This is a genomic window from Sphingopyxis fribergensis (genome assembly GCF_000803645.1).
Classification (GTDB): Bacteria; Pseudomonadota; Alphaproteobacteria; order Sphingomonadales; family Sphingomonadaceae; genus Sphingopyxis; species Sphingopyxis fribergensis.
On record NZ_CP009122.1, the window covers coordinates 1,879,212 to 1,899,077 of the forward strand.

General features: G+C 62.9%; 17 protein-coding genes. 5 read left to right on the plus strand and 12 right to left on the minus strand.

Features of this window, described 5'->3' with window-relative positions; translation table 11 throughout:
- Nucleotides 1–109: 109 nt before the first annotated feature.
- The 7 genes from SKP52_RS08760 to SKP52_RS08780 all read right to left on the minus strand — a co-directional run bounded on the left by SKP52_RS08760 (nucleotide 110) and on the right by SKP52_RS08780 (nucleotide 8,618).
- Nucleotides 110–2,116 (minus strand): acetyl-CoA carboxylase biotin carboxylase subunit, encoded by a 2,007-nt coding sequence (locus SKP52_RS08760; protein ID WP_039580403.1) that lies wholly within the window; start codon nucleotides 2,114–2,116, stop codon nucleotides 110–112.
- Entirely contained in the window at nucleotides 2,116–2,325 is a 210-nt protein-coding gene (locus tag SKP52_RS26030; protein WP_148309064.1) for a hypothetical protein, read from the minus strand. The genes SKP52_RS08760 and SKP52_RS26030 overlap by 1 nt, the downstream gene beginning before the upstream one ends.
- A complete protein-coding gene (bioB, locus tag SKP52_RS08765) occupies nucleotides 2,322–3,338 on the minus strand; it encodes a biotin synthase BioB (protein WP_039580407.1) in 1,017 nt (338 codons plus the stop codon). The genes SKP52_RS26030 and bioB overlap by 4 nt, the downstream gene beginning before the upstream one ends.
- A gap of 98 nt (nucleotides 3,339–3,436) precedes the next feature.
- Complete coding sequence (gene scpA, locus SKP52_RS08770) at nucleotides 3,437–5,584, minus strand: methylmalonyl-CoA mutase (protein ID WP_039574000.1); 2,148 nt, start codon at nucleotides 5,582–5,584, stop codon at nucleotides 3,437–3,439.
- 200 nt (nucleotides 5,585–5,784) lie between these two features.
- The gene (mce, locus tag SKP52_RS08775; protein ID WP_039574002.1) at nucleotides 5,785–6,222 is read right to left on the minus strand and encodes a methylmalonyl-CoA epimerase; all 438 of its coding nucleotides are present in this window, start codon (nucleotides 6,220–6,222) and stop codon (nucleotides 5,785–5,787) included.
- A complete protein-coding gene (locus tag SKP52_RS26035) occupies nucleotides 6,219–6,998 on the minus strand; it encodes a hypothetical protein (protein WP_148309065.1) in 780 nt (259 codons plus the stop codon). Before SKP52_RS26035 ends, mce begins: the two co-directional genes overlap by 4 nt.
- Before the next feature lie 87 nt (nucleotides 6,999–7,085).
- Entirely contained in the window at nucleotides 7,086–8,618 is a 1,533-nt protein-coding gene (locus SKP52_RS08780; RefSeq protein ID WP_039574004.1) for an acyl-CoA carboxylase subunit beta, read from the minus strand.
- A gap of 217 nt (nucleotides 8,619–8,835) precedes the next feature.
- On the opposite strand from SKP52_RS08780, the gene SKP52_RS08785 reads away from it, so the two are divergent.
- Entirely contained in the window at nucleotides 8,836–10,245 is a 1,410-nt protein-coding gene (locus SKP52_RS08785) for a helix-turn-helix domain-containing protein (RefSeq protein WP_039574007.1), read from the plus strand.
- Here SKP52_RS08785 and SKP52_RS08790 read toward each other — a convergent pair.
- A complete protein-coding gene (locus SKP52_RS08790; protein WP_039580411.1) occupies nucleotides 10,242–11,138 on the minus strand; it encodes a LysR family transcriptional regulator in 897 nt (298 codons plus the stop codon). The genes SKP52_RS08785 and SKP52_RS08790 overlap by 4 nt on opposite strands.
- 113 nt (nucleotides 11,139–11,251) lie before the next feature.
- On the opposite strand from SKP52_RS08790, the gene SKP52_RS08795 reads away from it, so the two are divergent.
- Nucleotides 11,252–12,037 carry an SDR family NAD(P)-dependent oxidoreductase gene (locus SKP52_RS08795; RefSeq protein WP_039574011.1) on the plus strand — a complete coding sequence of 262 codons (786 nt, stop codon included), beginning with the start codon at nucleotides 11,252–11,254 and terminating at the stop codon, nucleotides 12,035–12,037.
- Nucleotides 12,038–12,125: 88 nt separating this feature from the next.
- Here the strand turns inward: SKP52_RS08795 and SKP52_RS08800 are convergent, their stop codons facing one another.
- From SKP52_RS08800 to pgi, 3 genes are all read right to left on the minus strand, one after another.
- Entirely contained in the window at nucleotides 12,126–13,142 is a 1,017-nt protein-coding gene (locus tag SKP52_RS08800; protein ID WP_039580413.1) for an SDR family oxidoreductase, read from the minus strand.
- A 41-nt stretch (nucleotides 13,143–13,183) separates the two neighbouring features.
- Complete coding sequence (gene gor / locus SKP52_RS08805) at nucleotides 13,184–14,530, minus strand: glutathione-disulfide reductase (protein WP_039574015.1); 1,347 nt, start codon at nucleotides 14,528–14,530, stop codon at nucleotides 13,184–13,186.
- A 110-nt stretch (nucleotides 14,531–14,640) separates the two neighbouring features.
- Complete coding sequence (pgi, locus tag SKP52_RS08810) at nucleotides 14,641–16,146, minus strand: glucose-6-phosphate isomerase (RefSeq protein WP_039580417.1); 1,506 nt, start codon at nucleotides 16,144–16,146, stop codon at nucleotides 14,641–14,643.
- Between the two features lie 199 nt (nucleotides 16,147–16,345).
- Between pgi and lepB the strand changes: the two genes are divergently transcribed.
- The 3 genes from lepB to era are packed head-to-tail and all read left to right on the plus strand — an operon-like array spanning nucleotide 16,346 to nucleotide 18,731.
- Nucleotides 16,346–17,164 carry a signal peptidase I gene (gene lepB / locus SKP52_RS08815; protein WP_039580421.1) on the plus strand — a complete coding sequence of 273 codons (819 nt, stop codon included), beginning with the start codon at nucleotides 16,346–16,348 and terminating at the stop codon, nucleotides 17,162–17,164.
- A complete protein-coding gene (gene rnc, locus SKP52_RS08820; protein ID WP_081997272.1) occupies nucleotides 17,161–17,841 on the plus strand; it encodes a ribonuclease III in 681 nt (226 codons plus the stop codon). The genes lepB and rnc overlap by 4 nt, the downstream gene beginning before the upstream one ends.
- Nucleotides 17,838–18,731 (plus strand): GTPase Era, encoded by an 894-nt coding sequence (gene era / locus SKP52_RS08825; protein ID WP_039574020.1) that lies wholly within the window; start codon nucleotides 17,838–17,840, stop codon nucleotides 18,729–18,731. The genes rnc and era overlap by 4 nt, the downstream gene beginning before the upstream one ends.
- On the opposite strand, the gene SKP52_RS08830 is transcribed toward era, so the two are convergent.
- A complete protein-coding gene (locus SKP52_RS08830) occupies nucleotides 18,728–19,852 on the minus strand; it encodes a lipase family protein (RefSeq protein ID WP_160292382.1) in 1,125 nt (374 codons plus the stop codon). The genes era and SKP52_RS08830 overlap by 4 nt on opposite strands.
- Nucleotides 19,853–19,866 lie beyond the last annotated feature (14 nt).

Below are 19,866 nucleotides of genomic sequence, written 5' to 3' on the forward strand. Positions count from 1 at the left end.
TGCGAGCGAAGCGGGCCGAAGGCGGCCGTAGGCCAAGCAATCCCGAGCGGTTTACGCCATCCTGGATTGCCGCGTCGCTTCGCTCCTCGCAATGACGAAAAGGAGACGGTTATTCCATCTCCAAAATCACCGCATCGACGGCAAGGCTGTCGCCCTGTGCGGCGTTGACGGTCTTCACCGTCCCCGCCTTTTCGGCGCGCAGGATATTCTCCATCTTCATCGCCTCGACCGTCGCGAGTGGCTGACCGGCCTCGACCTTGTCGCCCGCGCCAACGTGCAGCGCGACGAGCAGGCCCGGCATCGGGCAGATGAGGAATTTCGACAGGTCGGGCGGGATCTTTTCGATCATATGCTGGGTCAATGACGCGATATGCCACGGCAGCACGCGCACGTCGTGGATATGCCCGCGCGTCGTCATTTTCCAGCCGGTGCGTGTCTTCGCGACCTTTACCGCCAGTTCGGTGTCGTCGATCTCGGCGACGACAAGCCGGTCGCCCGGCGTATATTCGAGCGCGATGTCGATCCGGTCGCCCTCGACCTTGATATGCTTCTCGCCGATCTTGACCTTGTACGAGGCGCCGTCGATCGTCACCTGCCACTTGGCGGGCGGTTCGAGCCGGTCGCCAAGCTGGCCGTTGGTGCGCCGCGCGCGGTCGGCCTCGGCAGACGCCATGAAGCCGGCAATCGCCGCGAGCGCGCGCGTGACTGCCGCATCGGTCGGCGCGCCGTGGAACCCCTCGGGATATTCCTCGGCGATGAAGCCCGTCGTCAGTTCACCCGAGCGGAAGCGTGGGTGCTGCATGATGGCCGAGACGAAATCGATATTATGCCCCAGCCCCTCGATTTCGAAACGATCGAGCGCCGCGACCTGCAAATCGGCGGCTTCGTCACGCGTTTCGCCCCACGTCACCAGCTTGGCGATCATCGGGTCGTAGAAGATCGACACTTCGCCGCCCTCCTCGACCCCCGCATCGACGCGCACACCATCGACGCCGCGCTCATCGCCTTCCCATGCCGGAACGGGGGTGCGGTAGCGCACGAGCCGCCCGGTCGAGGGCAGGAAGCCGCGATACGGATCCTCGGCATAGACGCGGTTCTCGATCGCCCAGCCGTCGATCTTGATGTCGTCCTGCGTCATCTCCAGCTTTTCGCCCGCGGCGACGCGGATCATCTGTTCGACCAAGTCGATGCCGGTGATTGCCTCGGTCACCGGATGCTCGACCTGGAGGCGCGTGTTCATTTCGAGGAAGTAGAAGCTCTCGCCCGTCGGGTCGGCGCCCGACACGATCAATTCGACCGTGCCCGCGCTGTAATAGCCTACGGCGCGTGCCAATGCCACGCACTGCTCGCCCATTGCCTTGCGCATCTTTTCGGTCACGAACGGCGACGGCGCTTCCTCGACCACCTTCTGGTGGCGGCGCTGGATGCTGCATTCGCGTTCGTTGAGGTAGAGGATGTTGCCGTGCTGGTCGCCCAGGATCTGGATCTCGATATGGCGTGGGTTGAGGATGAATTTCTCGATAAACACCCGGTCGTCGCCAAAGCTGTTGAGCCCCTCACGCTTGGTCGCCTCAAACCCTTCGCGCACATCCTTTTCGTCATAGGCGAGGCGCATGCCCTTGCCGCCGCCGCCCGCCGAGGCTTTCATCATCACCGGATAGCCGATCTCGTTCGAAATCCGCACCGCGTGTTCGGTGTCGTCGATCTCGCCGACGAAGCCGGGGACGACGTTGACGCCGGCTTCCTTGGCGAGCTTCTTCGACTCGATCTTGTCGCCCATTGCGGCGATCGCGTTCACCGGCGGGCCGATGAAGGCGATGTTTTCCTTGGCGAGCGCCTCGGCAAAGCTGGTGCGCTCCGACAGGAAACCATAGCCCGGATGCACCGCCTCGGCGCCCGTTTGCTTGCACGCGGCGATTATCTTGTCGGCGATCAGATAGGATTCGGACGCGGGCGACGGGCCGATATGCACCGCCTCGTCAGCCATCTGGACGAACGGCGCGCGTGCGTCCGCGTCCGAATAGATGGCGACGGTCGCGATGCCCATGCGGCGCGCGGTCTTGATAACGCGGCAGGCGATTTCGCCGCGATTGGCGATCAGGATTTTCTTGAACATCATTTGCTCCAGCGCCGCAGCGCCCAAATTGACAGGAATATTCCAGCGAGGGTTATCGAAAGTCCGCCTAGAGGTGCCCAACGTGAATCCAGCCCCGCCGCTTCCGATCCAATCACGATCGCGCCGGTGCCAAAGTAGAAGCCAACCGAAAGCCAAAAGGCGATCGCCAGCAGTGCCAGTAGCGATGACGTGACGCGCTTGGCGCTCACTCAGCCGCCTCCATCCGCATCGGCTCTTCGCTCTCCATCGGACGCAGCCCGAGCTTCGCGAACAGCGCCGCGTCGGCATTGTCGCCCGCATTTGCGGTCGTCAGCAGCTTGTCGCCGGTGAAGATGCTGTTCGCGCCCGCCATGAAGCACAAAGCCTGCGTCGCCTCCGACATGCTCTCGCGGCCTGCCGACAGGCGCACCATCGATTTCGGCATGGTGATGCGCGCGACCGCGATCGTGCGGACGAACTCGATGTCGTCGATCTTCGCCAACGGCGTGTCGGCGAGCATGTCGCCGAGCACGGTCCCCTTCACCGGCACCAGCGCGTTGATCGGCACGCTGCCCGGATGTTCGGGCAGGGTCGCGAGCGCGTGGATGAAGCCGACGCGGTCGGCGCGCGTTTCGCCCATTCCGACGATGCCGCCGCTGCACACGTTGATGCCCGCGCTGCGCACTTCCTCCAGCGTGTCGAGCCGCTCCTGAAAGGTCCGCGTCGTGATGACATTGCCGTAATTTTCCGGCGAGGTGTCGATGTTGTGGTTGTAATAATCGAGCCCCGCGACCGCGAGCGTCTGTGCCTGCTCCTTGCTGAGCATCCCCAGCGTCATGCAGGTTTCCATGCCCATCGCGCGCACGCCCTCGACCATCTCGACGATCGCGGGCATGTCGCGGTCCTTGGGGTTCCGCCAGGCAGCGCCCATGCAGAAACGCTTCGACCCCGCATCCTTCGCCTGCGCCGCGGCCTGCAACACCGCGCGGACGTCCATCAGCTTGGTGGCTTTGAGGCCGCTGTCGGCGCTTTTCGACTGCGAGCAATAGCCGCAATCCTCGACGCAGCCGCCGGTCTTGATCGACAGCAAGGTGCAAAGCTGCACCTCGCCGCGCGCGTGGTGGCGGCGATGGACGCCCTGCGCTTCCCACATCAGTTCGTCGAACGGCAGGTCGAACAGGGTGGCGATTTCGTCGCGGGTCCAGTCGCGGCGACACTCGTCACCGCGCCCCTGCGAAGGCAGGGGCCCATCACCTGCGCGTGCGGCAAAAGCAGCGCCATCTTGAGAGACCTCGTGATGGGCCCCTGCCTTCGCAGGGGCACGGGTGGTTTGAATATTACTCACGCAGCTTCTCCAATCGGCGGCATATTATGCCCCAGCAAGCGCAGCACGTCGGCTGCACACTCAACAACATTCGACCCCGGCCCATAAATTCCCTGCACCCCTGCGTCGCGCAGATATTGATAATCCTGCGGCGGGATGACGCCGCCCGCGATCACCTTGACGTCCCCGCGCCCCGCTTCCTTCAGCTTGTGGATAAGTTCGGGGATAAGTGTCTTGTGTCCCGCCGCGAGGCTGGAGGCGCCGACGACATCGACCTCGTTTTCGAGCGCTAGCACGACGGTTTCCTCGGGGGTCTGGAACAAAGGCCCCGACACGACATCGAAGCCCATGTCGCCGAACGCCGAGGCGATGACGTTGGCGCCGCGGTCGTGGCCGTCCTGTCCCATCTTGGCGACGAGCAATTTCGGTTTGCGCCCCATGCGGCGTTCGACCGCCTTCACGCCTTCGAGCACCTGGCTCCAGCGGTCGTCGCCTTCATAGGGCGCGGCATAAACGCCCTTCACCGGGGTCGGCTGGGTGGCATAACGCTGGAAACTTTCCTCCATCGCCGCCGAAATTTCGCCGAGGGTCGCGCGGGCGCGGGCGGCTTCGACCGCATGCGCGAGGAGATTGTTCTCGATCGACTGCTCGCCCGCAGCGGCATCGCGCAGCGCCTTCAGCGCCGCCTGGCAGGCCGCCTCGTCGCGGCTCGCCTTCATCTTGTTGATCCGCGCGATCTGCCCTTCGCGCACCTTGGCATTGTCGACCTCGAGCGTTTCGAGCAGGTCTTCGTCCTTGAGGCGATATTTGTTCACCCCGACGATCACATCGTCGCCGCGGTCGACGCGCGCTTGTCGCGCCGCCGCCGCCGTCTCGATCATCGCCTTGGGCCACCCCGCGGCGACGGCTTTCGCCATCCCGCCTTCCTTCTCGACGCGCTCGATAATCTCCCACGCCTTGTCGACCAGCTCCTGCGTCAGCGCCTCGACATAATAGGAGCCGCCGAGCGGATCGACGACCTTGGTCATCCCGGTTTCTTCCTGGATGACGATCTGCGTGTTGCGTGCGATGCGGGCGGAGAAATCGGTCGGCAGCGCGATCGCCTCGTCGAGCGCGTTGGTGTGCAGCGACTGCGTCCCGCCGAGCATCGCCGCCATCGCCTCGATCGTCGTGCGCATCACATTGTTGTACGGGTCCTGCTCGGTCAGCGACACGCCCGACGTCTGGCAATGCGTGCGCAGCATCTTGCTGCGCTCGTCCTTCGCGCCAAGGTTAGTCATCACGCGGTGCCACAACACGCGCGCGGCGCGGAGCTTCGCAATCTCCATGAAGAAGTTCATGCCGATCGCGAAAAAGAAGCTCAGGCGCCCGGCAAACTTGTCGATGTCGAGGCCCGACGCGACGCCGTAGCGCACATATTCGGCGCCATCCGCAATGGTGAAGGCCAGCTCCTGCACCTGCGTCGCGCCGGCTTCCTGCATATGGTAGCCGGAGATCGAGATGCTGTTGAACTTCGGCATCTCGCGCGATGTGTAGCCGAAAATGTCGCTGATGATCCGCATGCTCGGTTCGGGCGGATAGATATAGGTGTTGCGGACCATGAACTCCTTGAGGATGTCGTTCTGGATGGTCCCGTCGAGCAGCTTGCGATCGACCCCCTGCTCCTCGCCCGCGACGATGAAGAAGGCGAGGATGGGGATCACCGCGCCGTTCATCGTCATCGAAACCGACATCTGGTCAAGCGGGATGCCGTCGAACAGGATCTTCATATCCTCGACGCTGTCGATCGCGACCCCCGCCTTGCCGACGTCGCCGACGACGCGCGGATGGTCGCTGTCATAACCGCGGTGCGTGGCGAGATCGAAAGCGACGGAGAGACCTTTCTGGCCCGCGGCGAGGTTGCGGCGATAGAAGGCGTTCGATTCCTCGGCGGTCGAGAAGCCTGCATATTGCCGGATCGTCCACGGCCGCCCCGCGTACATCGATGCGCGCACGCCGCGGGTGAAGGGCGCGAAGCCGGGCAGGCCGGGGTCTTCGCGCACGTCCTCGGCCGTGTAGAGCGGCTTGACGGCAATCCCCTCGGGCGTGTGCCAGGTTAGGTCCTTGCCCTTTACTTCCTTCTCGGCGGCGGCGGCCCATTGGTCGAGGGTCGGTTTGTCGGTCATATGCAGTCTCGTTCCTAACTCCCCTCTCCCCTTGAGGGAGAGGGTTGCGCAGACTTGGCAGCTTGCTGCCTAGTCGAAGCTGGGTGAGGGGTATGCGGTCCAACGGACCGCGCGAGCTTAGCTCGCAACCCCTCATCCAAGTCCGGCTAGCCAGCAAGCTGGCAAGCCTCCCTATCCTTCTCCCTCAAGGGGAGAAGGTCTCAATGCCCCTTCGGCGTCTCCATAATCTCGGTCAGCACTCCGCCCATATCCTTGGGGTGCAGGAAGAAGATCAACGTCCCATGCGCCCCGATCCGCGGTTCCCCCAGCACCCGCTTGCCCATCGCCTCGAACGCGGCCTTGGCGGCATGGATGTCGGGAACCTCGTAGCACATATGATGCTGCCCACCCGCCGGGTTCTTCTCCAGAAACCCCGCAATCGAGGTGTTGCCCGGCAACGGCTCGACCAGCTCGATCTGCGTCCCGTTCAGCGCGCCGTCCGCACCAGGCGTATCGACAAAACACACCTTCACCCCCTGTTCGGGCAGGTCGAACGGCGCATGGATCTTCGTCGCGCCCATCACGTCGCGATAAAAGACGATGCTGTCAGCGATCGACGGCGTCGCAACGCCGATATGGTTGAGACGACCCAGTTTCATCGGAACCTTGCAAACCTCGCAAATCTTAACGCCAATACACTGTCATTATGCAACGCTTGTCGTACCGCTTTCGGAGGATTCCCGAAAAATGAAACCGCGATCATCAGAAAGACCAGCGTTCCCACGAGAGCGACCACGATTCCGGCCGGCACTGCAATCCAAGCGAGAACTGTCGGGATAGCAAATCCGTCTATTGCGCTGTTGAGATCGTCTATTCCGGGGCTGTCTAAAATCGATGCAAGCCCTCCAATGATTAGGCCACTCCCGAATCCAAGGTAGAGAAATCCTCCAAAAACGAGAAACAATCTATCAATCCAACCGCTGGCGAAAGGGCTACTAATGTAGATTGCCCCTCGAGGGATCCGGGCGACATGCGCCGAAATTTTTGGCCTATGTGTTTTTGACAATTCGGCATCTTGGTCACTGAGGCGCCCGTAGCATGTGAGAAGAAGGTAATCCCCCGAATCTAAGATTTGGATGTCAGATATCTTTATCTGATTGGGTCCAAATGTAATTGATCCACCTACGACATCACGCGACGTTTTAGATGCCTCAGCTTTCAAAATTTCGCTTTCCGAAAAACTGATTTCTATCGCATTTTCTTCAATGAAGTCAGCAGAGCGAATTGGACGATTTCCAGAGTTCCATATTCCAATCTTCCATTCGACCAAATTGTCAATTTTCTCACCATCCAAGAAGGTTTCGACCCCGCTTGGATATTTCCCTCTAATCGGATCAAGTACTTTTCGTCTTGAATAGGCCCACTTTAGTGCCATTCTTTCTGTAAAGTATCGAGTAACCAAAACGGCAATCGCAATCGAAATGATTGACGTTAAGATTATTTCAGACAAACGTCGATCTCCTCACAGCGGAATATTGTCATGCTTCTTCCACGGGTTCTCCAACTGCTTGTTCCGCAGCTTCCGTAGCCCCAACGCAATCCGCTTGCGCGTATTATGCGGGTGGATAACCTCGTCGATATACCCCCGCGACGCCGCGACGAACGGGTTCGCGAAGCGATCCTCATATTCCTTGGTTCGCTGCGCGATCTTCTCGGGATCGCCGATGTCGCTGCGAAAGATGATCTCGACCGCGCCCTTCGCTCCCATCACCGCTATCTCGGCGGTCGGCCACGCGTAGTTGAGATCGCCGCGCAGATGCTTTGACGCCATCACGTCATAGGCGCCGCCATAGGCCTTGCGCGTGATCACCGTGATCTTCGGCACCGTCGCCTCGGCATAGGCGAACAGCAGCTTCGCGCCATGCTTGATGATGCCGTTGAACTCCTGCGCGGTGCCGGGCAGGAAGCCGGGGACGTCGACGAAGGTGATGATCGGAATTTCGAACGCGTCGCAGAAACGCACGAAGCGCGCCGCTTTTTTCGACGAATTGATGTCGAGCACCCCGGCGAGCACCAACGGCTGGTTCGCGACGATGCCGATGGTGCGGCCCTCAATGCGGCCGAAGCCGCAGATAATGTTGCCCGCATGCGCCGGCTGCACCTCGAAGAAATCGCCCTCGTCGACGGTCTTCCGGATCAGTTCGTGCATGTCATATGGCTGGTTCGCGTTCGGCGGGATCAGCGTGTCGAGGCTGGGTTCGGCGCGGTCGAACGGGTCGCTCGTCGGGCGCACCGGAACGCCGCTGCGGTTATTCTCAGGCAGATAGTCGAAGAAATCGCGCGTCGCGAGCAGTGCCTCGATGTCATTCTCGAACGCAATGTCGGCGACCGAGCTTTTGGTCGTGTGGGTGATTGCGCCGCCGAGTTCTTCCTGCGTCACCACCTCGTTGGTCACCGTTTTGACGACATCGGGGCCGGTGACGAACATATAGGAGGAGTCCTTCACCATGAAGATGAAGTCGGTCATCGCGGGCGAGTAAACCGCGCCGCCCGCGCATGGCCCCATGATCAGGCTGATCTGCGGCACCACCCCCGACGCCAGCACATTGCGCTGGAACACCTCGGCATAGCCGCCCAGCGACGCGACCCCCTCCTGAATGCGCGCGCCGCCGCTGTCGTTCAGCCCGATGATCGGCGCGCCGACCTTCATCGCATTGTCCATGACTTTCATCATCTTCTGCGCGTGACGCTCGGACAGCGACCCGCCAAAGACGGTAAAATCCTGGCTGAACACATAGACGAGGCGACCGTTGATCGTACCCGATCCGGTGACGATGCCGTCGCCGGGAATGATCTGATCCTGCATCCCGAAATCGGTGCAATTATGCTCGACATAGGTGTCGAGCTCTTCGAACGAACCTTCGTCGAGCAGCACATCGAGCCGCTCGCGCGCGGTCAGCTTGCCTTTGCTGTGCTGCGCATCGATGCGTTTTTGCCCGCCGCCCAGGGCAGCGGCGGCCCGGCGGCGTTCCATTTCGGCGATATTGGCGGACACTCGGGATCTCCATCGAAGCGGGAAAGCGTCGTTTGCCTGCTCGTCGCCCCAGAAGCAAATGTGAATTTGCAAAATTGCAAAGTGACATTTTGCAAATTTTATTTGGGGTGTATAGGCGTTTCAATCGTTTGGGATGGGTCGGGGCGCAATCACAAAGTTTTACGTCTCAAAAACCGATTGCGTCTCGGCACCTCAATAAATCCAAGGAACGCACGCGATGGCTCGGCAGCGCATCTTTGCCGGAAACCGGTTGAAACAGCTTCGCATGGAACGCGGCATCATGCAGGCTCCCTTTGCCGAGCAGCTTGGCATTTCAACCTCATACCTCAGCCAGATCGAGCATGACGACCGTCCGCTCACGCCGGCGCTGCTGGAGCGCCTGCAACGCCTGTTCCCGCTCGAATGGGAGGAAGTCGCCGCCGACGTCGGCGATCGCCGCGCAGGGGCGCTGCGCGAGGCCGCCGCCGACCCGCTGTTCGCTGCATCCCCCCTGCCCCCCGACCAACTCGAGCGTGCGGCGTTGCAACAGCCGCAGCTCGCCGACCAGTTCGTCGCGCTCCACGCCGCCTATCGCCGCGCGGGACAGCGATTGCAGATCATCGACGAGGCGCTGACCGGCGGCACGGCCGAGGGCAGCCGCCTGCCGTGGGAGGAAGTGCGCGACTGGTTCCACGATGCGGGCAATTATGTCGACAGCATCGACCTCGCGGCCGAGGCGCTCGCGGGGCAGTTGCGCGGAAAGGATCCCTCGCCTGCCATCGAGACGATCGAACGGCGCCTGCGCGACGCGCTCGGCATTTCGATCGTTTATCAACAGACACAAACGTTGCGCGATTTCGATGCGACGATGCGCCATCTGGTGATCGATCCGTCGCAGCCCGCCGAAAGCCGCCGTTTCCAGCTCGCGCACCAATTGGCGGCGCTCGCGCTCGCGAATGAGATCGCCGCCGTGGTCGAGGCGTCACCGCTGCGCACCGCGGCCGCGCGCCAACTGCTTCATGTCGGGCTTGCCAACTACGCGGCGGGTGCGGTGCTGATGCCTTACGCCCCCTTCCGTGCGAGCGCGCGCGCGGTGCGGCACGATATCGACCGGCTGCGGCTCGAATATGGTGTCAGCTTCGAGCAGGCGTGCCACCGTCTATCGACGCTCCAGCGCCCCGGCGCGCGGGGCATCCCGATGTTCTTTTGTCGTGTCGACATGGCGGGCAATATCACCAAACGGCATTCGGCGACGCGGCTGCAGTTCGCGCGCTTCGGCGGCGCCTGCCCGCTTTGGATCGTCCATGAGGCCGCGGCGATACCCGACCGCATCCTATTCCAGCTTGCCGAAACCCCGGATGGACTGCGCTATGTGTCGATGGCGAAGGGGCTGGTGAAGCCATCGGGCAGCTATGCGCGCAGCCCGCGCCGTTACGCCGTCGCGCTCGGGTGCGAGGCGCAATATGCGGGCGATTTCGTCTACGCCGACGGGGTCGATGTCACGGCACCACAAGCGGCAACGCGCATCGGGCTTTCCTGCCGTATCTGTCCGCGCGACGATTGCGACCAGCGCGCCTTTCCGCCAAGCGACCGCCCGATCCTGGTCGATCCCGACCGGCGTGACGTCGTGCCGTACCGGATCGGCTAGCCGTCTATCACCAGTTCTTCGTCGAGAAAATCGAGGAAGGCGCGGATGCGCGCCGCCGCGCGATCTTCGGGCGCGTAGAGCGCGTGTATATCCTCGCCGTCGCCCGGGTGATAATCGGGGAGCACTTCGACGAGCCGCCCAGCCGTCAGATCTTGCGCGACATGAAAGCGTCCGTGCCTTGCGATACCGCCGCCCGCGACCGCCATCTGGCGAACGACCTCGCCGGAATTGCCGAAGAAGCTGCCGTGCACTGGGCGTTGAACGATCTTGCCGCCGATGCGGAAGGGCCAGCTGTCGACCGAGCGACGAAAGCTGAAGCGCAGGCAGTCATGCGCATCGAGATCGTCCGGGGTTGATGGTGTGCCGCGCCGCGCCAGATAATCCGGGCTTGCGATCAGCACCATGCGGCTGTGGCCGAGCTTTTTCGCGCGCAGGCGCGTGTCGCGCAAAGGGCCGATGCGGACCGCGATGTCGGCGCGCTCTTCGACGAGATCGACGATTGCATCGGATAGCGTGAGATCGACGGTGATATCGGGATAGCGTGCGGTAAAGCGCGGCAGGATCGGGAGCAAGCCCATCGTGCCGATCGAGGGCGAGGCGTTGATGCGGAGCAGCCCGCGTGGCCCTTGCTGCTCCTGCCCGAGCCCCGCTTCGACAGACTGGATATCGGCAAGCAAAACGCTCATCCGGTCGCGATAGGCGGTGCCTTCGGACGTCAGCGCGAGCGAGCGGGTCGTCCGGCGCATCAGCGTGACACCCAGCCGTTGCTCAAGTCGTGCTATGCTGCGACTGACCGCCGAGGGCGTGAGCCGCAGTGCTTTCGCCGCGGACGCGAGGCTGCCGCCGTTCGCCACCGCCAGAAAGGTTTCGATATCGCCGAACCGGTTGTCCATCACCATTCCTGATTTTGAATCACCACTGAAATGATGAAGAGCATTCTAATCAACAATGGTGGGTCGCGCTATCTTGCATCCATAAGATTGCACTCAAGCGAAAGGATTTCGTCATGGACCTTAAACTCAAAGGAAAGACTGCCCTCGTCACCGGGTCAACTGCCGGCATCGGTTTCGCGATCGCCAAGCGCCTCGCCCAAGAAGGCGTCGATGTCGTCATCACCGGCCGCAACCAGCAAAAGCTCGAGGAAGCAACCGCCGAACTGGCACAGTCGGGCACGATCCGCGCGGTCCTTGCCGATCCCGCGACCGCCGAAGGCGCCAATGTGCTCATCGCCGCGATCCCCGAGGTCGATATTCTCGTCAACAATCTCGGCATTTACGAAGCCAAGCCCTTTGCCGAGATCAGCGATGCCGACTGGCACAACATCTTTGAGATCAACGTCGTCAGCGGCGCGCGGCTGTCGCGGCACTATTTTCCGAAGATGCTCGAAAACAACTGGGGCCGCGTAATCTTTATCGCGAGCGAAAGCGGGCTGCTGCCGCCCGCCGAGATGATCCATTACGGCATGACCAAGACCGCGCAGCTCACGATCGCCCGCGGGCTTGCCGAGCAGACCAAGGGCACAGGTGTGACGGTCAACAGCGTGCTGCCGGGGCCGACGCGCTCGGAAGGCATTACCGACTTCATCCGCTCGGTCGTGTCGAACCCCGACGCGCCCGAAGCAGAGCGCGAGAAGATCTTTTTCGAAGAACTTCGCCCGCTGTCGCTGATCCGCCGCCTGATCGATGCCGACGAGATCGGAGCGATGGTGACCTATCTGGCGAGCCCGTTGGCGGCCGTCACGAACGGCGCCGCGATCCGCGCCGAGGGCGGGATTATACCGACGATTGCTTGAAGCCTCTCTCCTCCCGCTTGCGGGAGGGGGAGGGCCTGTTACCGAAACATGCCCTCCCCTAGTCCTTCCCATAAATGGGAGGGAGACTTCACACCCTCACAATTCCCCGCTCGATCAAACCATGCGCCGTTGCGAGGATCGCTTCCTCGGGCGGGCGTATCGTCCAGCCGAGCGTCTTCATCGCATGGCTGCTGTCGCCGCCGCGGACATTGCCGAGTTCGGCGACGAGTTGCTTGAGCTCGGGCCGCACCAGCGCGAACAGCTTGAGCAGCCAGTCGGGCATTTTGCGCGTCGGCACCTTCTTCGCCTTGTCGCCAAGGTTCGTGGTCAGGATTTTCGCGACGTCGATCATCTTCAAGAACGGCCCCGAACAGACATAACGCTCGTCTCGGACATCGGGCGCCGTCAGTGCGCGATAATGAAGGTCGGCGACGTCGCGCACGTCAATGATCCCGAAGCCGATGTCGGGGCACATCGGCACCTTGCCCTCCAGCAATTGTTTCACCAGCTCGATCGAGGTCGAAAGATCGTCCGAGAGCAAAGGCCCGAACACCGCGGCGGGATTGACCGAGGCGAACTCCATATCGTCGCCCTCGGCCTTCACCCATTCGCGCGCCGCGCGCTCAGCGACGGTCTTCGAGCGCGGATAGGGCATGACATCGGGGTTATCGAGATTGGTCCAGTCGGACTCGCTGTAAATGCCGCCACCATCGCCATGGCCATAGGCGATCGCCGCCATCGACGAGGTCAGGACGAAGCGCTTGATCCCGGCGGCGCGCGCGAAACGCAGCGCGCGGAGCGCCCCTTCGCGCGCGGGGACGACCAGATCGTCGGCATGTTTGGGCACGTCCAGGGGAAACGGCGAGGCAATATGGGCGACATGCGTGCAGCCCGCGATCGCTTCGGCCCAGCCCGCGTCATGCTCCAGATCGGCGGCGAAAAATTTCAGCCGGTCGTTATCGACGTTCAGCCAGCCGCGGACCTCTGCCTCGCGTTTCAGGCTGCGCACCGTCGTGTGGACGGTCCAGCCGTTGTCTATCAGCTGCCGAATCAGGAAGCCCGCGATATAACCGCTGCCTCCGGTAACCAGTGCCGTACCCGTCATGCGGCCCTCCACGCCCGTCGAGAGCATGGAGGGTAGCAGGATTATTTCAGCAGCACGAGTTCCTCGGCCATGCTTGGGTGGAGCGCGACAGTGTTGTCGAAGTCGGTCTTGGTCAGCCCGGCCTTCACGGCCACCGCCGCGGCCTGCAAAATCTCGGGGGCGTCGGGGCCGATCATGTGCAGCCCGACCACCTGATCGGTCGCCGCGTTGACGATCATCTTGTACAGCGCACGCTCGTTGCGGCCCGCGAGGACATTTTTCATCGCGCGGAAGTCGCTGGTGTAGACGCGGATCGAGCCGAGCTTGTTGCGCGCCTCGGCCTCGGTCATGCCGACCGCACCGATCGGCGGGTGGCTGAACACCGCGCTCGGGACATTGGCATAGTCGACGACGGTCGGTTTGCCGCCGAACACGCTGTCGGCAAACGCCTGCCCTTCGCGGATCGCAACCGGGGTCAGCTGGATACGATTGGTGACGTCGCCGACCGCATAGATGCTCGGCACCGACGACTGGTTCGCTTCGTCGACCTTGATCGCGCCGTCCTTATCGAGTTCGACGCCGATCTCTTCGAGCCCGAGCCCCTTGCTGTTGGGTACGCGTCCTGCGGCCACGAGCACTGCATCGGCCTGGATCGGTTCGCTATTGTCCAGATGGACCGTTAGCGAGCCGTCGTCATTCTTCTCGATCGACTGGAACGGTGCGTTGAACTTGAACTCGATGCCCTTGGTCATCGAAATCTGCAGCAGTCGGTCACGGATCTGTTCATCATAACCGCGCAGGATCGTGTCGCCGCGGTTGACGATCGTCACCTTGCTACCGAATTCATTAAAGATGCCGGCAAATTCGTTGGCGATATAGCCCCCGCCCGCGATGACAACGCGCTTTGGCAGCGTTTCGAGATGGAAAACCTCGTTCGAGGTAATGGCATGTTCGCTGCCCGGAAATTCGGGGACGTGCGGCCAGCCGCCGGTCGCGATCAATATGCGTTCGGCACTGATTTCCTGCCCGTCGGCGAGACGGACCTTTTGCGGGCCGACGACGGTCGCGCGGGTCTTGAACAGCGTCACCTTGTGATTGTCGAGCGTCTGTCCATAAAGGCCTTCGAGCCGGTCGACCTCCGCGAGGACGTTGTCGCGGAGACGGTTCCAGTCGAATTTGCAGTCTGGGACGTCCCAGCCGAACTTGCGCGCATCCTTCAGATCCTCAGCGAAATGCGCGCCATAGACGAGCAATTTCTTGGGGACGCAGCCACGAATGACGCAGGTGCCGCCGACGCGATATTCCTCGGCTAGCGCAACGCGGGCGCCGTGCGAGGCCGCGATGCGCGAGGCGCGGACGCCGCCCGATCCGGCGCCGATGACAAACAGGTCGAAATCAAACTCGCTCATTCAAAACCCCTGATCTTTGTGGTCGCGTGCTATTCGCGTCGGGCGCCTATGTGGTTACGCTGCCCTGCGATGCCAATCGAATTTTGCGGTCACAGTGATGAAGCGCGAGGTCACTCCCCTAGCGCGGCCTGCATCAGCGCCTGTGTTGCGGGATCGAATTCGACCGTCCCTTCGGAAAGCCCCTTGGCCATTTCCTTGCCGAGCTCGACACCGAACTGGTCGAACGGGTTGATCCCGAGCAGCACGGCGTTGGCAAATACGCGATGTTCGTAAAAGGCGATCAACGCGCCGAGACTGTGCGGCGTGACCTGATCGAGCAGGATCGTCGTCGAGGGCCGGTCGCCGGGATAATTGCGCGCGCCGTCGGCGCTCGCGCGCCCGGTCATCAGCGCCGCGCCCTGCGCGATGCAGTTCGCGACGAGCGTTTCGTGATGCGCCTCGTCGAGCAGATGGTCGGGCTCGCGAGCGACGACGAACTCGACCGGGGTCAGCCGCGTGCCCTGGTGGAGCAGCTGGAACACCGCATGCTGCGCGTCGGTGCCGACGCCGCCCCAGGTGATTGGCGCGCTCTCACGGCCGACCGGCTGGCCGTCGAGGGTGACTGACTTGCCGTTCGATTCCATTTCGAGCTGCTGGAGATAGTCGGGAAGGAGCCGCAACCGTTCGTCATAGGCAAAGACCGCGCGCGTCTGGCAGCCGAGGCGATTCGCGTAAATCTGATCGGCAAAGGCGGCGAGCAGGCAGACATTGTCGGCGCCGTCGGCGAGCCGGAAATGGCGATCCATCTCGGCCGCGCCTTCGAGCAGGTCGGCAAAGGCGTCCCATCCGAGCGCGAGCGCGGCGGGAAAGCCGATCGACGACCAGAGAGAATAGCGCCCACCAACGCTTTCGTTGAACGGCAGGATGCGCGTCTCGTCGATGCCCCACTCGATCGCGCGCTCGGGCTTGGCGGTCAGCGCGATGAAGCGGCCGAGTGGATCGGTAACGCCGGCCTCTTCGAGCCATTGCAGCGCCGAACTGGCGTTGAGCAAGGTCTCGGTGGTGGTGAAGGTCTTCGATGCGACCGCGACCAGCGTATGTTCAGGGCTGAATTTGGCGAAGACCTCGTCGAGCGCCGCCCCATCGACGTTCGACACCACCGCGACGTCATAGCGGTCGCTGTGGCGGCCAAGCGCGTCGATGAGCAGGTCGGGGCCGAGTGCCGAGCCACCGATGCCGATGTGGAGCAGGTGGCGGATCTCGCCGAACGCACCCGCCTCGATCGCGTCGATCATCATCCGCATCCGCTGGTGCAGCGCCTGTGCAGCGTGGACCGACTCGGGCGCGCCGTCGCCCCGTTCGGCGCTATGCTCGGCAGCACGACCTTCGGTGGGATTGGCGATGCCGCCCGAAAACAGCGTCTTGCGCCGGCCCGCGAAATCCTGCGCCGCGGCAAGGTCGGAGAGGATCGATACAGCCGCCGCGTCAAGATGCGTCTTGGCAAAATCGAAGCGGATGTCGGCGACGCGGCGCACCGTGGCCTGCAGCCGCGCTTCGGGATCGGCGGCGACCAGATCGGTCAGCTTTTGCGGCTGCCATTCGGAAAGGGCCTGCCAGGCCTGCGAAGCTGTCGTCATCATCAAAATCCTCGAGAAGGGGGAGCGAATCTCGAACTTTCTGTAAGCCTGCGGCCCTCGCGGCGCCAGTGTCGTCCGCCGATATTTGCTTGACGTGGCAACCTATTCATCGCCAATGCGCGGCATGACCCAAGCCAGCTTTACCGCCGATGTGACGCCCCCGACCGGACCCGCGCCGTCGTCCCCGACCCCGGCACCGTTGTCCGCCAAAGAAGAGGCGGTCGACACCGTCCGCTTCCTCGCTTTGCTCGCGATTGCGGTGCTGATTTTCCGCAGCTTTTTCCTGTCGCCCTTCAACATTCCATCGGAATCGATGCAGCCGCGGCTCTTGATCGGCGACTATCTTCTCGTCAACAAAATGGCCTATGGCTATTCGAAATACAGCCTGCCGTTCAGCGTTCCGCTGATCCCTGGCCGTATTTTCGCGCGCACCCCCGAACGCGGCGACGTCGTCGTGTTCAAGGCGCCGCCGGTGGCCGACAATGATTATATCAAGCGCGTCATCGGCCTGCCCGGCGACAGCGTGCAGGTGAAGGACGGCATCGTATGGCTGAACGGCAAGCCGCTGAAGCGCGAAGCCATTGCCGACTTCGTCATTCCGGTGACTCCGAACATGGTCGAAGCCTCGCGCATGACGGGCACCCTGCCCTGCTATTCGCCTGAGTTCGAGGAAATCGCCGCCGACGGCCAGCGCCAGTGCCGGTACAAGCAGTTCCGCGAGACGCTGCCGAGCGGCAAAAGCTATAACATCCTCGACATCACGACGATCGCCGAGGACAACACCCCGCTCGTCGTCGTGCCCGCTGGCCATTTGTTCCTGATGGGCGACAACCGCGACCGCAGCGCCGACAGCCGCTTCCCCGCGATGGAAAATCAGGGCATCGGCCTCGTCCCTGAGGAAAATCTGGTCGGCCACGCGCTCGTCGGCATGTTCTCGACCGACGGGTCGGCGAGCTGGATCAACCCGATCAGCTGGTTCACTGCGGCGCGGTGGGGCCGCATCGGGGACGGTTTTTGAACGATCCGCTTAATAACGGGGCGCTCGCCGAGATCATCGGCTGCACCCCAGGCGACCTGAAACTCTATGATCTGGCTTTGACGCACGGAAGCACCGGGCGCGCCGATTATCAGCGGCTTGAGTTTTTGGGCGACCGCGTGCTGGGCCTGGTGATCGCGTCGGAACTCTACACGCGTTTTCCGGCGGCTAGCGAGGGCGAGATGTCGTCGCGGCTGCATGTGCTGGCGTCGGGTGCGACCTGCGCGGCGATTGCGCAGCGCCTGAACCTGACCGCCCTCGTCCGCTTCGGCGCGCAGGCACGCAATGATGGCGGGCGCTATAGCGACAATATCGCGGCCGACGCGATCGAGGCGCTGATCGGTGCGCTCTATCTCGATCAGGGTGCCGAGGCCGCGCGCCGCTTCATCCTCACCCACTGGGATGAGATGATCGACGGGCAGCAGGAAGCACCCAAGCATCCCAAGGCCGCGCTGCAGGAATGGGCACTCGCGCGCAAGCGCCGCCCGCCGGAATATGAAATCGTCGCGCGCGAAGGCCCTGACCACTCGCCGCGCTTTCGCGTGGCCGTCAGCATCGGCAAGCTTGCGCGCGCCGAGGCAGAAGGCACCAGCAAACAGGCGGCCGAAAAGGCCGCGGCGGCGACATTGCTCGCTGAGCTCGAAGGAATGAAATTATGACCCACCGTTGCGGATTTGTCGCCGTCGTCGGCGCGCCGAACGCGGGCAAATCGACCATCGTCAACGCGCTTGTCGGCCAGAAGGTCGCGATCGTCAGCCCGAAGGCGCAGACCACGCGCACGCGGCTGATGGGGGTCGCGATGGACGGCGAAACGCAGATCGTGCTGATCGACACGCCGGGCATTTTCGCCCCCACCCGCCGGCTCGACCGCGCGATGGTCGCCGCAGCATGGAACAGTCTCGATCAGGCCGAGGCGATCCTCGTGATGATCGACGCCGCAGCAAAACTCGGTGAGCGCGCCGAACGCGTGCTGCAGGGGATCGAGGGGCGCCCCGAGAAGAAATTTCTCGTGCTTAACAAGGTCGACCTGACCAAGAAGGACAAGCTGCTGACGATCGCGACGCAGCTTAATGAGCGCGTCGCCTTCGATGAAACCTTCTTTATCTCGGCGAGCACCGGCGACGGGGTTCCCGAACTCAAGGCGCACCTCGCAAAGCTGATGCCCGAAGGCCATTGGCATTTTCCCGAGGACGAGGTCAGCGACGCCCCCGAACGGATGCTCGCCGCCGAAATCACGCGCGAGCAGCTTTATCGCCAGCTTCACGAGGAACTGCCGTACCAGTCGACCGTCGAGACCGAGAAATTCACGACACGCCCCGACGGAAGCGCTGAAATCCACCAGCAAATCCTTGTCGCGCGCGACAACCAGCGCGCGATCATCCTCGGCCACAAGGGCGAGCGGATCAAGGAGATTGGCAGCAAGGCCCGCGCTGAGCTGACAGAGCTGTTGGGGCGCAAGGTCCATTTGTTCCTGCACGTCAAGGTCAAGGCGAATTGGGACGAGGACCGCGGTGTCTATCGCGACATGGGGCTTGATTGGGTCGACTAGAGCCGTCTGCAATCGTTCGGCGGCGGGTTGCCGTCGAAGCGCGCGGTGATCCAGCCGATCGTTTCCTGCGCACTGTCCTTCGCGCTGGCGCCATGATCGCCGGTCATGTCGATCCAGCGCAGCGGCGTGCCGCCTTTGCAGACGGCCTTGGCGAAGTTGCGCGTGACGGCGGGTGCGACGATCGTGTCCTTGCTGCTCTGCGCGATCAGCAGCGGCCCTGGCACGCGGGCCGGGTCGACGCTGTTCGCACGCTCGAAGGCACCGAAAGGTTCGATATTTTCGATATCCTTGCCCTTTGTCGCGCGGGCGACGGTCAGGATGCCGAGGATCGTACGGAGCTTGGGTTTCTTGTGAAATTCGACACAATTATTCTGTGCCAGCCGCGTGATGATGCCCTGGTTCGTTCGGTTGGTGATCGGATCGAGCGAAAAGCCGTAGAGCGTCGACCAACTGTGGAGCGCGAAGGACAGGAGCAGCGCCCGCGCATTTTTGTCGCTGCCCTCGCGCAAATTTGCCGCGAGATCGGTCGGCGGCGCGGCGGCGGCCGTGGCGACGAGCGTCAGGTCGGGGGCATAGGAGCGCGCGGCGGTCGCGGTCCACAGCGCGGCGTGCCCGCCCTGCGATTCGCCCCATGCCGCAAAGCTGCTGCCTGCCCCCGCACCCGGGATTTCGCGCGCCGCGCGCACCGCGTCGAGTACCGCATTCGCCGTGTCCTGCCCGACTAGGAACGGGTGCATCGTCGGGCTCCCAAGGCCGATATAGTCGGGGGCGACGACGACATAGCCGCTGCGGACGGCGTTCATCCCCGCCGAATATTCAAAGAAATTGGGACTGAGCGAGGGCGCGCATCTTTCCGCAACCCCCCAAGCCCCGTGCGTCCAGGCGATGACACGGCGCGGGCGCGCCGGGATCACTTCCATGGGCGCAGCGACGATGCCGGTTACCGCGAAGCGTTGTCCGTTGCCGTTGGTGGTCCAATATTGAACGCGCCACGCCTGAACGCCCGGCGGCGTTTCGGGCAGCGGCGTCGCAGCGATCAGGCGCCCGGGCTGCTGCGCGGCCGCAGGCAGCGAAAAAACGGACAGGACGGCAACCAGGATGACGGCGTAGAGGTGGCGCATCGACATTCTCCCCG